Here is a 12971-nt window from a genome sequence, read left to right on the forward strand (position 1 = left end):
AAGCCCCGTTTTAAGACCGTTTTAGGACCAAAAGTTGGTGCCAAATGAAGTTGCGCGGAGGTGCCAACCGATTTTGCGCGCTACAACAGCATTCGGAGGAGATCGCGCACCTGGATGTCATCTGAGCGGCCGCGCAAGCCAGGAATATCGCCAGTATCAGTCCATTGCCGGCAGTTCTTCCTTGAACCTTGCGGCTTGCAGTGCCAGATCTGGGGAAATTTTCTAACGGGCTGATATGCGCCGCCCGCTTACAGGCAAACGGACACTATGGTCACCTATCTCGACGCCGCCACGGCACCCCTCAGGAACACCGGCCAGATCCGCCTCTACGGCGAAGAAGGATTTGCCGGCATGCGCAAGGCCTGCGATCTCACCGCGCGCTGCCTTGATGAACTGGTGCCGATGGTCCAGCCGGGTGTCACCACCGAGACCATCGACCGTTTCGTCTTCGAATTCGGCATGGACCAAGGCGCGCTACCGGCGACGCTCAACTACCGCGGCTACACCAAATCGTCCTGCACCTCGATCAACCACGTCGTCTGCCACGGCATTCCAGACAACAAGCCGTTGAAGGATGGCGACATCGTCAACATCGACGTCACCTACATCCTCGACGGCTGGCACGGCGATTCCTCGCGCATGTATCCCGTCGGCACCATCAAGCGCGCCGCCGAACGCCTGCTTGAAGTCACTCATGAGTGCCTGATGCGCGGAATCGCGGCGGTCCGGCCCGGCGCCCGCACCGGCGCCATCGGCGCCGCCATCCAGACCTATGCCGAGGCAGAGCGCTGCTCGGTGGTGCGCGATTTCTGCGGCCACGGCGTTGGCCAGCTGTTCCACGACGCACCCAACATCCTGCACTATGGCACCGCCTCGGAAGGCGTCGAGATGCGGCCGGGCATGATCTTCACCATCGAGCCCATGATCAATCTTGGCCGGCCGCATGTGAAAGTGCTGTCGGACGGCTGGACGGCGGTGACGCGCGACCGCTCGCTGTCGGCGCAGTACGAACACACGATCGGCGTCACCGAAACTGGCTGCGAGATTTTCACCCTGTCGCCAAACAAGCTCGACCGCCCCGGCCTGCCGGCGGTCAGCTGAAACAAGATCGCCTCAAGCCGCGGCTTTGAGGCGCCGTCGCCGAAAAAACTCGACCGCGCGCTGCTTACCGCTCTAATCTGCCGTCGAAGCCTTCGGGGAGTGTGGGGGATGGATGGGGAACAGCGGTGACGACGAACGGGGGTTCTTCTCCGAGCGGTGGCTTGAACCACCGGCGAAGGACAAGGCACCAAGAGACAAATCGGCGGAGAAGCCACACTATCACGGCCATCGCGACCGTTTGCGCGAGCGCTTCGTTGCCGGCGGCGCGGACGCCCTGCCCGACTACGAACTTCTCGAACTGCTGCTGTTTCGCCTGATCCCGCGCGTCGACACCAAGCCGATCGCCAAGGCGCTCTTGGCGCACTTCGGCACTTTTGGCGAAGTGCTTGGCGCACCGGTGGCGCTGCTGCAGGAGGTGAAGGGCATCGGCCCCGCCGTGGCGGTCGACCTGAAGGTGATTGCCGCTGCCGCGCAGCGCATGGCGCGGACCGAGGTTCGCGACCGCGAGGTGCTGTCCAACTGGACGCAGCTTCTCGCGTACTGCCGCTCGGCGATGGCGTTCGAGAACCGCGAACAGTTCCGCATCCTGTTTCTCGACAAGAAGAACGTGCTGATCGCCGACGAGGTACAGCAGGTCGGCACCGTGGACCACACGCCGGTCTATCCGCGCGAAGTGGTCAAGCGCGCGCTGGAACTATCGGCCAGCGCCGTCATCCTGGTGCATAACCACCCATCAGGTGATCCGACACCATCGCGTGCGGACATCGAAATGACCAAGCAGATCATCGACAGCGCCAAGCCGCTCGGCATCGCCGTCCACGACCACATCATCATCGGCAAGAAAGGCAACGCCTCGATGAAGGGCCTGCTGCTGATCTGAGCCTGATGGGCGCCGGTGCCGTCATCCCAAACGCCACCGCTCGCGAGCCAATCAGCAACATTCCGGCTTGGCTCAAACGCCCACGCTTGCGGTGTAGAAGTGATATTGCGACGGAAGCGCCCGCTTCGGCGACAATGTCGTAGACTCGCGAATACGAAGCAGCCAGTTCCCGTCAGCCATTGCAGGAGATCTATTCAATGACGCTCGAATGCATAAATCCAAATGATTTGCCGATTCCGGAAATGTACTCCCAGGTCGTCGTTGCGACAGGAAGCAAGCTGGTGTTCGTCTCGGGCCAGCAGCCAGAAGACATACACGGCAAGCTCGTTGGCCATGGTGATTTCGCAGTCCAGGCGCGCCTGGCGTTCGGGAATCTCGGCCGAGCGCTTGCTGCCGCCGGCGCTCGGCCCGAGCAAGTCTGCAAGATCACGATCTACATCGTCGATTACAAACGCGACGAACACGTGCCGATCATCGAAGCGGCCCAGATCGAGCTGTTCGGCGATCACAAGCCGGCAAACGTAGTGGTCGGGATAGCGGTGATGTCTCCCGGCTACCTGATAGAGATCGATGCGATCGCGGTCATCGACCCGTAGGCCAGGCGAGGACGCGTCAAGTCGCCCAAACAAATCCCGGAACTCGCTGCGAGATTGCCACGACCTTGATCTCTCCATCCATCCACGATCACATCGTCATCGGCAGGAATTGCGATGTCTCGATGAAGAGCCTGCTGCTCACCTGATCAACGTCGGAAACAGGAAACACGCAATGCCCCAGCCCGGCGACGAACCATGGGCGTTCGACAAGCAACGCGCAGCCCTCCTGGTCATCGACATGCAAAGCGACTTCGTCGATGAGGGCGCCGTCATGGAAGTGGCCATGGCCCGCCATCGCATTCCGGCGATGCGGCAGGTGGTCGAGCTTTGCCGCGCGCAAGGCGTCCCGGTTATCTACACCCAGCATGTGCTCAGCGACCATTTCGATATCTCGCCGCTGGAAACCGGCTATCAGCCGAAGCTGAAAACCAAAGGAATGCGGGAAGGCAGCGCCGGCGCCGAAATCGTTGCCGCGCTTGCGCCCTTGCCTGGGGATGTCGTCATCAAGAAGCACCTCCACAACACGCAGCTCGAGACGGTGTTGCGTAACATCCGTGGCGCAGGCCGGGTCGACACGGTGATCATCATCGGCACCGTGACCAGCATCTGCTGCGAATCCACCGCGCGGAACGCCTTCATGCGCGACTACAAGGTGGCTTTCATCAGCGACGCCAATGGCGGACTGGACGAGCCATCGCACAATGCAACCCTCGACATCATAGGCAAGGTGTTCGGGCGCGTGATGACCGTCGCAGAGCTTGGGAACCTGTTGCAGAGTTGAACCCCAGCGTCAGCTGGCGTGCGTCTCAAGCTCCGGCGCCGAGCCTGCCCTCAAGAAGGTCGCGCCGCTGCTGCAATTCGCCGGAGACGAATTTGGTGAAGGCGTGGACGCGCGCCGTGCGGCGCAAATCGTCGTGCACCAGCACCCACAGCGCCGAGCCAATCTCCTCGATCAGCCCTCCGACCCTTACAAGCCCGGGCAGGCTGTCGCCGAGATAACAGGGCAGCGCCGCAACCCCGATACCGGCGCCCGCCGCATACGACATCGTCACCAGGGAATCGGCGCGCATGGCGATCTCGACATCGGGCAGCGACGACCGCATCCAGCGGGCGACGCCGGTGTTGGCTAGGCTGTCGTCGGGCGCGATCCAGCGCAGCGCACCCAATCTCGGCTCCGGGGGTAGCGTTTCGGCGTAGGAACGTGTCGCGTAGGCGGCGAAGGCGACGCCCGAAATGCGCCGGCCCACCAGGATTTCCTGCGGTTGCGACACCGGCCTGATCGCCACGTCTGCATCCCTTTGCGTCAGGTTGGCGATGGAATTCTGCGTCATCGCCTCGACCCGTATGCCGGGATGGAGCTTATGAAACGCCGCCAGGATCGGCGGCAGCACCGACGCCATCAGCGTATCGGTGGTGGTGACCCGCAACCTGCCTTCGAACCTGAGATCCTGCCCCGACAGTTTGCGCGCCAGTTCATTGACCGTCTCGGCCATTGTGCGTGCCGCGCCCAGCAGTTCCTCGCCGCCCGGGGTGAGGGCATAACCAGTCGGCAACCGATCGAAAAGGCGGATACCCAGCCGCGCCTCGAAGGCGTTGACGCGCCGCAGCACAGTCGTGTGGTTCACGCCCAGGATCCGAGCCGCCGCCGCTAGCGAAGCGCCATCGGCGACGGCCAGCACCATGCGCAGATCTTCCCAGTCGATATCGCGCGAGCTGTGCATTCTTGCAGAAAGATAAGAGAAAGCGCTGCGCTCTGCGAGTCAAATGACGCTTCACTGTGCAAAAACGCAGAGCGAGCGGGCGAATCGGCATGTCGATCTGCGCATGCACGCACGCCATATGGAGTCCAACGACGAAAGAACGGTCGCGGAGAAGAGCCATGACGCCGATAGAACTCTACACCTGCCAGACACCCAACGGGCACAAGGCCTCGATCATGCTGGAAGAGGTCGGCCTGCCCTACTCGGTCCGCTTGGTCGACATCGAAAAGGGCGACCAGACCAAGCCTGATTTCCTGGCGCTCAACCCCAACAACAAGATCCCGGTGATCGTCGACCGGGACGCCGGCCGCACGGTCTTCGAATCCGGCGCCATCCTGCACTACCTGGCGCGACGGTCGGGCAAGCTTCAGCCGGTGGGCGCGCAGGAAGCGGACGATACGCTGACCTGGACCTTGTTCCAGGCGGCCCATGTCGGCCCGACGCTTGGCCAATTGTGGAATTACAAAATCTTCGCGCCGGAAAAAATCCCTTACGTGATCGAGCGTTTTGAGCGCGAAACCGGACGTGTCTTCCGAGTGCTCAATAGCCGGCTCAAGAACCATGAGCACATCGTCGGCAGAAGCTACGGCATCGCCGATGTGATGACATGGCCATGGATCAACGCGGCCGTCACCAGGCTCGGCCTCAGCCTCGATGACGCGCCAGACCTGGCGCGTTGGTATGCCGCCATAGGCCGACGCTCCGCAGTTGTCAGAGGCATTGCCGTTCCCGCCCGGCCTGAAGCATCGGCTGCCGCTTAGATCATGATGAGATTTGGTTGAAATCTCATCATGACCTAACCCTTTGTTGGAGCATGATCTTTTCGAAAAACCGGTACCCACTTTTTGGGATCATGCCCTAGCCGCAGCACCCACATTCAAGGAATACGATCGTGGAAATCCTCTTCGTCCCTCTGGCGCTTGTCGCCGGTGGCCTGCTTGCGGTGCAAGCCGGCGCCAATGCCCAACTTTCAAAGGCGGTCGGCTCACCCTTTGCCGCGACTACGCTTCAGCTCGCGGTCGGCGCCATCGTGCTGTTGTCGATCACAACTCTCACCGGAACGACACCGGCGCTGCTTGCCGTTCGGCAAGCCGAATGGTGGCACGCGATCGGCGGCATGGCTTCGGCCTTCTATGTCGTTTCCACCATTCTTCTGTTCCCTCGCCTTGGCGCCGTCGTGTCCGTCGGGCTCTTCATCGCCGGGCAGATGCTTGCATCCTTCGCCCTCGACACGTTCGGCTGGCTCGGGATCCCCGAAGCAGGACTGCGAGCCGGGCCTGCCTTTGGCATGCTGGTCGTGCTTGCCGGTGCTGCCCTCATCGTTCTGGGACAGAAGGGCGCGGCGGACAATCTGGCGCCCTCGAAACCAGGGTGGATCGGACTGGCGCTGCTGGCAGGCGCCGTGCTTCCGGTGCAAGGCGCTGTAAACGCTTTGCTTCGGCACGACCTTGGCGGCGCGCCGTTTGCGGTCGGCACCATTTCATTCCTGGTGGCGATGCTGGCCATGGCCGCGGTGCTTCTGATCGCGCTTGCCCCGACGAAGACGCCCCGCCCTCGCCTCGCCGGCCTGTCGTCGATGCCCTGGTGGGGCTGGCTCGGAGGTTTTGCCGGCGCCACCTATGTCACGACCGTGTTCACCGCCATCCCCGTCATCGGAGCGGCAGCTGCCGTCAGCCTGACGGTGGCCGGCCAGCAGGTCGCCGGCATCTTCGTCGACACCTTCGGCTGGTTCCGCCTGCCGCAGCGGCTTGTCTCCGGCATGCGGCTCGCCGGCGTCGTGCTGCTTTTTGGCCGGCTGCATCACCATCAAGGCGCTTTGATCCCGCTGGAACAAGGCAAGCCGAATCAAACCAGCCCCTGCCCTCCCTGATTTGGGGGGTCAGGTGTCGCTCCGGCGTCAGCAACGAAGCAAGGTCCGGCGCCGCAGAAGCAATTTTTCGCTCCTTCCACAACCGGCTCTAGAATTTCGATCGCAAATCACGCATGATGCACTTGGTATTTTCCCGGGACGGCTTCGCGCCCCCTGAAATACCGGGAGGAACGGGACATGCCCATAGTGGTTGTACTCGTTTTGATCGTCGTGGGCTCGGTGTTGTTCCACTTCCTGAGCCCATGGTGGTGGACTCCGATTGCCTCGAATTGGGACTATATCGACAACACCATCATCATCACCTTTTGGATTACCGGCGTCGTCTTCGCCGCAGTCGTCCTATTCATGGCCTATTGCGTTTTCCGCTTCCGTCACCGCGAAGGCAACCAGGCGGCCTACGAACCGGAGAACAAGCGGCTCGAATGGTGGCTGACGATCGTCACCGGAGTGGGTGTTACCGCCATGCTGGTTCCCGGCCTGTTTGTCTGGAGCCGGTTCGTCAACGTTCCAAGCGACGCAACCGTGGTCGAAGTCGTCGGCCAGCAATGGCAGTGGAGCTTCCGCTTGCCCGGCAAGGACGGCAAACTCGGCACATCCGACACCCGCGACGTCACCGCTGAAAATCCGCTGGGCGTGATCGCCAAGGATCCCAGCGGCCAGGACGACGTCGTGGTCGAAGCGGCCGACCTGCATCTGCCGGTCGGCAAGCCGGTCAAGATGCTGCTGCGCTCGATTGATGTGTTGCACGATTTCTACGTCCCGGAATTCCGCGCCAAGATGGACATGATACCGGGCTCGGTCACCTATTTCTGGTTCACCCCCACCAAGACCGGGACCTTCCAGGTTCTGTGCGCCGAACTGTGCGGCCAGGGGCATCCGATGATGCATGGCATCGTCATGGTCAATACCGAGCAGGACTATGTGGCCTGGCTCGACCAGCAGCAGACGTTCGCGCAGTTGTCGGCGCCGCAGCAGACGGGCTCGGTGGAACAGGCGCCGGGCAACGCGACGGCGTCAGCTCTAGAAGTTGCGGCAAAACTCGAAACTGTCGGGTCCCGCTGAAGGGCACGGAGGTGCTCCGCCTATGGTCGATATCACGCCTGCAGATGCCGTCCCGCCCGCCGAAGTCGCGGAAATGGAGCTTTACCATCCGCACAGCTGGTGGACGAAGTATGTGTTCTCGCAGGACGCCAAGGTCATCGCGATCCAGTATTCGGCGACCGCAACGGCCATCGGCCTGGTCGCGCTGGTGCTGTCCTGGCTGATGCGGCTGCAGCTCGGCTTCCCCGGCACGTTCGATTTCATCACCCCCGAGGCCTACTACCAGTTCATCACCATGCACGGCATGATCATGGTGATCTACCTGCTCACGGCACTCTTCCTCGGCGGCTTCGGCAACTACCTGATCCCGCTGATGGTCGGCGCCCGCGACATGGTCTTTCCCTATGTCAACATGCTGAGCTACTGGATCTACCTCCTTGCCGTGCTGGTGCTGGTGTCGAGCTTCTTTGCGCCCGGCGGACCGACCGGCGCCGGCTGGACGCTCTATCCGCCGCAAGCCATCATGACCGGCACACCTGGCGGCCAGGAATGGGGCATCATCCTGATGCTGGTCTCGCTGATCCTGTTCATCATCGGCTTCACCATGGGCGGTCTGAACTATGTCGTGACGGTGCTGCAGGCCCGCACGCGTGGCATGACGATGATGCGCCTGCCGCTGACCGTCTGGGGCATCTTCACCGCCACCGTCATGGCGCTGCTCGCCTTTCCGGCGCTGTTCGTCGCCTGCGTGATGATGCTGCTTGACCGCGCGCTTGGAACCTCCTTCTTCATGCCCGCAGTTGTCGAGATGGGGGAACAGCTACAGCACAATGGCGGCAGCCCGATCCTGTTCCAGCATCTGTTCTGGTTCTTCGGCCACCCGGAAGTCTACATCGTGGCGCTGCCGGCCTTCGGCATCGTCTCCGATCTGATCAGCACGCATGCGCGCAAGAACATTTTTGGCTACCGAATGATGGTCTGGGCCATCGTTGGCATCGGCGCGCTGAGCTTCGTGGTCTGGGCGCACCACATGTATGTCAGCGGCATGCACCCCTATTTCGGCTTCTTCTTCGCCACCACGACACTGATCATCGCCATCCCGACGGCGATCAAGGTCTACAATTGGGTGCTGACGCTGTGGCGGGGCGACATCCATCTCACCATACCGATGCTGTTTGCCATGGCTTTCATCGTCACCTTCGTCAATGGCGGGTTGACCGGGCTGTTTCTCGGCAACGTCGTCGTCGACGTCCCGCTGTCGGACACGATGTTCGTCGTCGCTCACTTCCATATGGTCATGGGTGTTGCTCCGATCGTCGTCATCTTCGGCGCGATCTACCACTGGTACCCGAAGGTCACCGGCCGGATGCTGGACGAGACGCTCGGCCGGTTCCATTTCTGGGTCACATTCCTCGGCGCCTACCTGATCTTCTTTCCCATGCATTACATCGGCCTGATGGGCGTGCCGCGGCGCTATGCCGAACTGACCGACGTGACGGTCATGACGGAGTCGGCGCATCACCTGAACTCGTTCATCAGCATCATGGCGTTTATCGTCGGCTTCGCCCAGATCGTTTTCCTGTTCAATCTTATCTGGAGCATCCGCCATGGGCGCGAGGCCGGTGGCAATCCATGGCGAGCCACGACACTCGAATGGCAAACGCCGCAGACGCCGCCGGCGCATGGCAATTTCGGCAAGGATCTGCCGATCGTCTATCGCTGGGCCTATGACTACAGCGTGCCGGGCGCCAAGGAGGACTTCATTCCGCAAAACATGCCGGGCACGTTCGGCCCCTCAAGGGAGCCGGCATGAGCGTCATCCTGGTCTTCCTTCTCGTGATCGCCGGCTTTGCTGGCTGGTGGCTCTCGCATCAGCGGCTGATGGCGAAACCATGGCTCGAGCAAGGTGTGGCAGGAGATTTTGTCGCCTTCGACCGATCGAGCCTGCCGACCGCCAAGATTGGCCTCGGTGTCTTCCTCGCCGTGGTCGGCTGCCTGTTTGCGCTGTTCACCAGCGCCTACTTCATGCGTATGGCGCTGTCGGACTGGCAGCCGCTGCCCATCCCACGCCTGCTCTGGCTCAACACCGGCATGCTGGTGCTGAGCAGCGTTGCGCTGCAATGCGCCTCGATCGCGGCGCGCAAGCGCCAGATGGACACGGTCAGGCTCGGCCTTGCCGCGGCTGGGCTCACCGCGATCGCCTTCCTCATCGGGCAGCTCATGGCATGGCGGGACCTGACCGCCGATGGCTATTTTCTGGCCTCCAATCCGGCCAACAGTTTTTTCTACCTAATAACCGGGATGCACGGCCTGCATATCGTGGGAGGGCTGGTGGGCCTGGGCAGGACAACCGTCGGCGCCTGGAACGGGGCACGGCCGGAACGGCTTCGCCTCAGCGTCGAATTATGCGCCATGTACTGGCATTTCCTGCTTTTCGTCTGGCTCGCCATCTTCTCTCTTTTGGCCGGCTGGGCCGCGACGTTCATCGATATTTGCCGGCAGTTGCTGACCTAGGAGGTCGAGGAGCATGGCAGAAACGACACTGACGCATACCGGCCAAACGGAGACGCGGCCCGCAGGCTGGCAAGGCATCGCCGCCGACTGGTCCTCGGATCAGCGCGCGTTCAAGAACGTGTCCTGGGGCAAGGCCATGATGTGGATCTTCCTGCTCAGCGACACCTTCATCTTCGGCTGCTTCCTGCTCTCCTACATGACCGCGCGCGTCTCCACACGTGTGCCGTGGCCCAATCCGAGCGAGGTCTTTGCGCTTCGCATCGGCGGTTCGGACATTCCACTGATCCTGATCGCCATCATGACCTTCGTGCTGATATCGAGCAGCGGAACGATGGCCATGGCGGTCAATTTCGGCTATCGCCGCGACCGCCGCAAAACCGCAATCCTCATGCTTCTGACGGCAGCGCTAGGAGCCACCTTCGTCGGCATGCAAGCCTTCGAATGGACCAAGCTGATTACCGAAGGGGTACGGCCGTGGGGCAATCCCTGGGGCGCGGCACAATTCGGTTCGACTTTCTTCATGATCACCGGCTTCCACGGCACGCATGTGACGATCGGCGTGATCTTCCTCATCATCGTGGCGCGAAAGGTCTGGCGTGGAGACTATGACGTCGGACGTCCCGGCTTCTTCACCAGCCGCAGGGGTCGCTACGAGAACGTCGAAATCATGGGGCTCTACTGGCATTTCGTCGACCTGGTCTGGGTGTTCATTTTCGCATTCTTCTATCTTTGGTGAGAGGCTGACATGGCTGAAGCAACCGCAAACGGCCTCGGGCAACACGCGCTGCACTCTGATCGTGCGCATGAAGGGCCATCGACCGGCGTCGCGGAGGTTCATCAGGAACATCCGATCAAGCTCTATCTGGTGGTCTGGGCATGGCTGTTCATCCTCAGCGCCTGCTCCTACATGGTCGATTATCTCGGCATCCACGGCTATCTCAGATGGTCTCTGATCCTGATCTTCATGATCCTCAAGGCCGGGCTGATCGTCGCCGTGTTCATGCACATGGCCTGGGAGCGGCTGGCGCTGACCTATGCGATCATCCTGCCGCCGCTTCTGATATTGGTGTTCGTGGCGATGATGCTCTTCGAAGCGGACTACACGCTTCTCACCCGGTTGTCCTTCTTCGGACCGGGGCCCTGACGCACAGTCTTCATCTCCGGTCAAAGACCGGAGATGAAGCTTCCCATCAGCTGATCTGCGGGGTCAGAGGCCGACCCGCGTCGGGGACGATGGCGGCTCCACAACCTTGCGGTAGACATGCCAGGTGGCGTGACCCAGGATCGGCAGCACGACCGCCAGCCCGGCAAACACCGGCAGCGAGCCTATGATCAGGGCGACGGCGACAATCAGTCCCCAGACAGCCATGGGGATCGGGTTCGCCAGCACCGCTCGCACCGACGTGTGGATGGCTTCGTAGGCGCCGACGTCGCGGTCGAGCAGCAATGGGAAGGCGACAACCGTCGTGCACAACACCACCGCGGCGAAGACGAAGCCGATGGCGTGCCCCAGGACAATCAGAGACCAGCCGCGTCCGGTGGCAAATATTTCATTGATGAAGCCCGGAATCGATGCAGGCGGAGACGGGCCGAAGAGATATTCGTAGAACACCTGCGCCGCCAAAAGCCAGGCGATGAAGATTGCAACCAGCATGATCCCGACTGCGGCGATGGCTGGCAGGGCCGGAGAATTCCTGACCTCGAACGCGTGCGTCCAGGAGGTTTCGAGCCCGGCTTCTCGTCTGCGGCTGATCTCGTAAAGGCCGATCGCCGCGAATGGACCGATAAGCGCAAAGCCGGACACCAGCGGAAACAACATCGGCAACGCATTGGCGCCCGAAGTCCAGGCAGCGAGCACCACGCCGACAAGCGGATAGATCAGGCAGAGAAAGACGATGTGCGACGGTTTGACCATAAAATCGTCAACACCGCGCTTGAGCGCATCGAAAAGATCGGAAACGCTGATTTTTCGGATTTTGGTGTGTTCCAGCGTTTCGCTGGCGCCTGCAATCACGTGAAAACTTGTCATGCCCGTTCCTCCAGACCAGGTCCGGCAAGGTCGCGGTATCACGGTGCTGCCGTTCTGCATGACTGGCCACGCGAACCGCGACCTGCACCGCAATCAATATACCCCATTGACTGGAGCTTGTCGCCCGTTCTTACAAAAGGCTCCCGGAAGGCGAAGTTTCCGAACACAGCGTCATGCCGTCACCCTCCGGCTGACATGAACGCGCGCATCGCGATGGTATCGGCAAGCAGCACGGCAAAGATCGCGAAAAGATAGAAGATCGAATAGGCAAACAGCGCCTTGGCCGGCTTCATCTCCTTGTCGAGGATGACCAGGGCGTTCCAGGCATGCCAGATGAAACCCGAGCCCAATGCAGCCGAAACAATCCCATAAACCCCGCTCGTAAATCCGAACGCCCAGGGCAGCACTCCGATCGGTGCCAGGAGCAGTGAATAGGCGAAGATCTGCCTTCTGGTCGAGGCCTGGCCGGCCACGTTCGGCATCATCGGGATGCCGGCAGCGGCATAGTCGCCGGCCTTGAACAGTGCGAGCGCCCAGAAATGCGGCGGCGTCCACAGGAAAATGATCAGGAACAGGATGAGGCTTTCAATGCCGATGGCGCCGGTGGCCGCCGCCCAGCCGATCATCGGAGGAAGGGCACCCGCCGCGCCGCCGATGACGATGTTCTGCGGTGTCGAGCGCTTCAGCCACATCGTGTAGATGACGACGTAGAAAAAGATGGTGAAGGCCAGCAGTGACGCGGCAAGCCAGCCCACCAGCACGCCGAGCGTCATGACCGAAAGTGCGGAAAGCACCAAGCCGAAGCCGAGCGCTTCGCCGGCCGTGACGCGGCCCGACGGAACCGGCCGCTTTGACGTGCGCGACATCAGCGCGTCGATGTCGGCGTCGTACCACATGTTGAGCGCGCCGGCCGCTCCCGCTCCAACCGCAATCGCACCTATGGCGATCACGGCGATGACCGGGTTCATCGCGCCGGGCGCCACCATCAGACCGACGAAGGCGGTAAACACGGCAAGGGCCATGACCCGAGGCTTCAAGAGCGCAAAGAAATCACTGGCCGTCGCTTCCGAGAGGCGGACGCCGGTATCCTTGAGGCTTTCCTTGACCGACATTTGAGACGACCATCGATGGAAACCGGGCAGCCTAGAGCAATTCCAGGAAAGTGTATGGGGTTTTCCGC

General features: G+C 61.6%; 14 protein-coding genes. 11 read left to right on the forward strand and 3 right to left on the reverse strand.

Annotated elements, in window-relative coordinates:
- The first annotated feature begins 267 nt into the window (after window positions 1–267).
- From map to NKI10_RS05925, 4 genes are all read left to right on the forward strand, one after another.
- Window positions 268–1101 carry a type I methionyl aminopeptidase gene (gene map, locus NKI10_RS05910; protein ID WP_023744793.1) on the forward strand — a complete coding sequence of 278 codons (834 nt, stop codon included), beginning with the start codon at window positions 268–270 and terminating at the stop codon, window positions 1099–1101.
- A gap of 112 nt (window positions 1102–1213) precedes the next feature.
- On the forward strand, window positions 1214–1981 hold the full coding sequence (gene radC, locus NKI10_RS05915) for a RadC family protein (RefSeq protein ID WP_352859118.1): 768 nt from the start codon (window positions 1214–1216) through the stop codon (window positions 1979–1981).
- 197 nt (window positions 1982–2178) lie between these two features.
- On the forward strand, window positions 2179–2577 hold the full coding sequence (locus NKI10_RS05920; RefSeq protein ID WP_023681625.1) for a RidA family protein: 399 nt from the start codon (window positions 2179–2181) through the stop codon (window positions 2575–2577).
- Between the two features lie 172 nt (window positions 2578–2749).
- Window positions 2750–3358 (forward strand): isochorismatase family protein, encoded by a 609-nt coding sequence (locus NKI10_RS05925; protein WP_352859120.1) that lies wholly within the window; start codon window positions 2750–2752, stop codon window positions 3356–3358.
- Window positions 3359–3383: 25 nt separating this feature from the next.
- On the opposite strand, the gene NKI10_RS05930 is transcribed toward NKI10_RS05925, so the two are convergent.
- The gene (locus NKI10_RS05930; protein WP_352859122.1) at window positions 3384–4298 is read right to left on the reverse strand and encodes a LysR family transcriptional regulator; all 915 of its coding nucleotides are present in this window, start codon (window positions 4296–4298) and stop codon (window positions 3384–3386) included.
- A gap of 158 nt (window positions 4299–4456) precedes the next feature.
- Here NKI10_RS05930 and NKI10_RS05935 point away from each other — a divergent pair, with 158 nt between their 5' ends.
- From NKI10_RS05935 to NKI10_RS05965, 7 genes are all read left to right on the forward strand, one after another.
- Window positions 4457–5098: a glutathione S-transferase family protein gene (locus NKI10_RS05935; RefSeq protein WP_352859124.1), complete on the forward strand. Its 642-nt coding sequence runs from the start codon at window positions 4457–4459 to the stop codon at window positions 5096–5098.
- 131 nt (window positions 5099–5229) lie between these two features.
- Window positions 5230–6207 (forward strand): DMT family transporter, encoded by a 978-nt coding sequence (locus NKI10_RS05940; protein ID WP_352859125.1) that lies wholly within the window; start codon window positions 5230–5232, stop codon window positions 6205–6207.
- Between the two features lie 177 nt (window positions 6208–6384).
- Window positions 6385–7269 carry a cytochrome c oxidase subunit II gene (locus tag NKI10_RS05945; protein ID WP_352859127.1) on the forward strand — a complete coding sequence of 295 codons (885 nt, stop codon included), beginning with the start codon at window positions 6385–6387 and terminating at the stop codon, window positions 7267–7269.
- A 22-nt stretch (window positions 7270–7291) separates the two neighbouring features.
- Window positions 7292–9061 (forward strand): cytochrome c oxidase subunit I, encoded by a 1770-nt coding sequence (gene ctaD / locus NKI10_RS05950; RefSeq protein ID WP_352859129.1) that lies wholly within the window; start codon window positions 7292–7294, stop codon window positions 9059–9061.
- On the forward strand, window positions 9058–9762 hold the full coding sequence (locus tag NKI10_RS05955; protein ID WP_352859131.1) for a cytochrome c oxidase subunit 3: 705 nt from the start codon (window positions 9058–9060) through the stop codon (window positions 9760–9762). Before ctaD ends, NKI10_RS05955 begins: the two co-directional genes overlap by 4 nt.
- Before the next feature lie 13 nt (window positions 9763–9775).
- Window positions 9776–10498 carry a heme-copper oxidase subunit III family protein gene (locus tag NKI10_RS05960; RefSeq protein ID WP_023667664.1) on the forward strand — a complete coding sequence of 241 codons (723 nt, stop codon included), beginning with the start codon at window positions 9776–9778 and terminating at the stop codon, window positions 10496–10498.
- Between the two features lie 9 nt (window positions 10499–10507).
- Window positions 10508–10906 (forward strand): cytochrome C oxidase subunit IV family protein, encoded by a 399-nt coding sequence (locus tag NKI10_RS05965; protein ID WP_352859133.1) that lies wholly within the window; start codon window positions 10508–10510, stop codon window positions 10904–10906.
- A gap of 63 nt (window positions 10907–10969) precedes the next feature.
- Here the strand turns inward: NKI10_RS05965 and NKI10_RS05970 are convergent, their stop codons facing one another.
- Together NKI10_RS05970 and NKI10_RS05975 are read right to left on the reverse strand one after the other, a co-directional pair.
- Window positions 10970–11791 carry a DUF2189 domain-containing protein gene (locus NKI10_RS05970; RefSeq protein ID WP_352859134.1) on the reverse strand — a complete coding sequence of 274 codons (822 nt, stop codon included), beginning with the start codon at window positions 11789–11791 and terminating at the stop codon, window positions 10970–10972.
- A 179-nt stretch (window positions 11792–11970) separates the two neighbouring features.
- Window positions 11971–12903, reverse strand: coding sequence for a heme o synthase (locus tag NKI10_RS05975; RefSeq protein ID WP_023807355.1), 933 nt, complete (start codon window positions 12901–12903; stop codon window positions 11971–11973).
- Between the last annotated feature and the right edge of the window lie 68 nt (window positions 12904–12971).

Origin of the sequence: Mesorhizobium sp. M0802 (assembly GCF_040320115.1) — a bacterium.
GTDB lineage: Bacteria > Pseudomonadota > Alphaproteobacteria > Rhizobiales > Rhizobiaceae > Mesorhizobium.

What these genes read in the sequence shown, in the direction of transcription:
- map (WP_023744793.1), top strand. Translation starts at nt 268, where the DNA reads ATGGTCACCTATCTCGACGCCGCCACGGCACCCCTCAGGAACACCGGC.
- radC (WP_352859118.1), top strand. Translation starts at nt 1,214, where the DNA reads ATGGGGAACAGCGGTGACGACGAACGGGGGTTCTTCTCCGAGCGGTGG.
- NKI10_RS05920 (WP_023681625.1), top strand. Translation starts at nt 2,179, where the DNA reads ATGACGCTCGAATGCATAAATCCAAATGATTTGCCGATTCCGGAAATG.
- NKI10_RS05925 (WP_352859120.1), top strand. Translation starts at nt 2,750, where the DNA reads ATGCCCCAGCCCGGCGACGAACCATGGGCGTTCGACAAGCAACGCGCA.
- NKI10_RS05930 (WP_352859122.1), bottom strand. Translation starts at nt 4,298, where the DNA reads ATGCACAGCTCGCGCGATATCGACTGGGAAGATCTGCGCATGGTGCTG.
- NKI10_RS05935 (WP_352859124.1), top strand. Translation starts at nt 4,457, where the DNA reads ATGACGCCGATAGAACTCTACACCTGCCAGACACCCAACGGGCACAAG.
- NKI10_RS05945 (WP_352859127.1), top strand. Translation starts at nt 6,385, where the DNA reads ATGCCCATAGTGGTTGTACTCGTTTTGATCGTCGTGGGCTCGGTGTTG.
- ctaD (WP_352859129.1), top strand. Translation starts at nt 7,292, where the DNA reads ATGGTCGATATCACGCCTGCAGATGCCGTCCCGCCCGCCGAAGTCGCG.
- NKI10_RS05955 (WP_352859131.1), top strand. Translation starts at nt 9,058, where the DNA reads ATGAGCGTCATCCTGGTCTTCCTTCTCGTGATCGCCGGCTTTGCTGGC.
- NKI10_RS05960 (WP_023667664.1), top strand. Translation starts at nt 9,776, where the DNA reads ATGGCAGAAACGACACTGACGCATACCGGCCAAACGGAGACGCGGCCC.
- NKI10_RS05965 (WP_352859133.1), top strand. Translation starts at nt 10,508, where the DNA reads ATGGCTGAAGCAACCGCAAACGGCCTCGGGCAACACGCGCTGCACTCT.
- NKI10_RS05970 (WP_352859134.1), bottom strand. Translation starts at nt 11,791, where the DNA reads ATGACAAGTTTTCACGTGATTGCAGGCGCCAGCGAAACGCTGGAACAC.
- NKI10_RS05975 (WP_023807355.1), bottom strand. Translation starts at nt 12,903, where the DNA reads ATGTCGGTCAAGGAAAGCCTCAAGGATACCGGCGTCCGCCTCTCGGAA.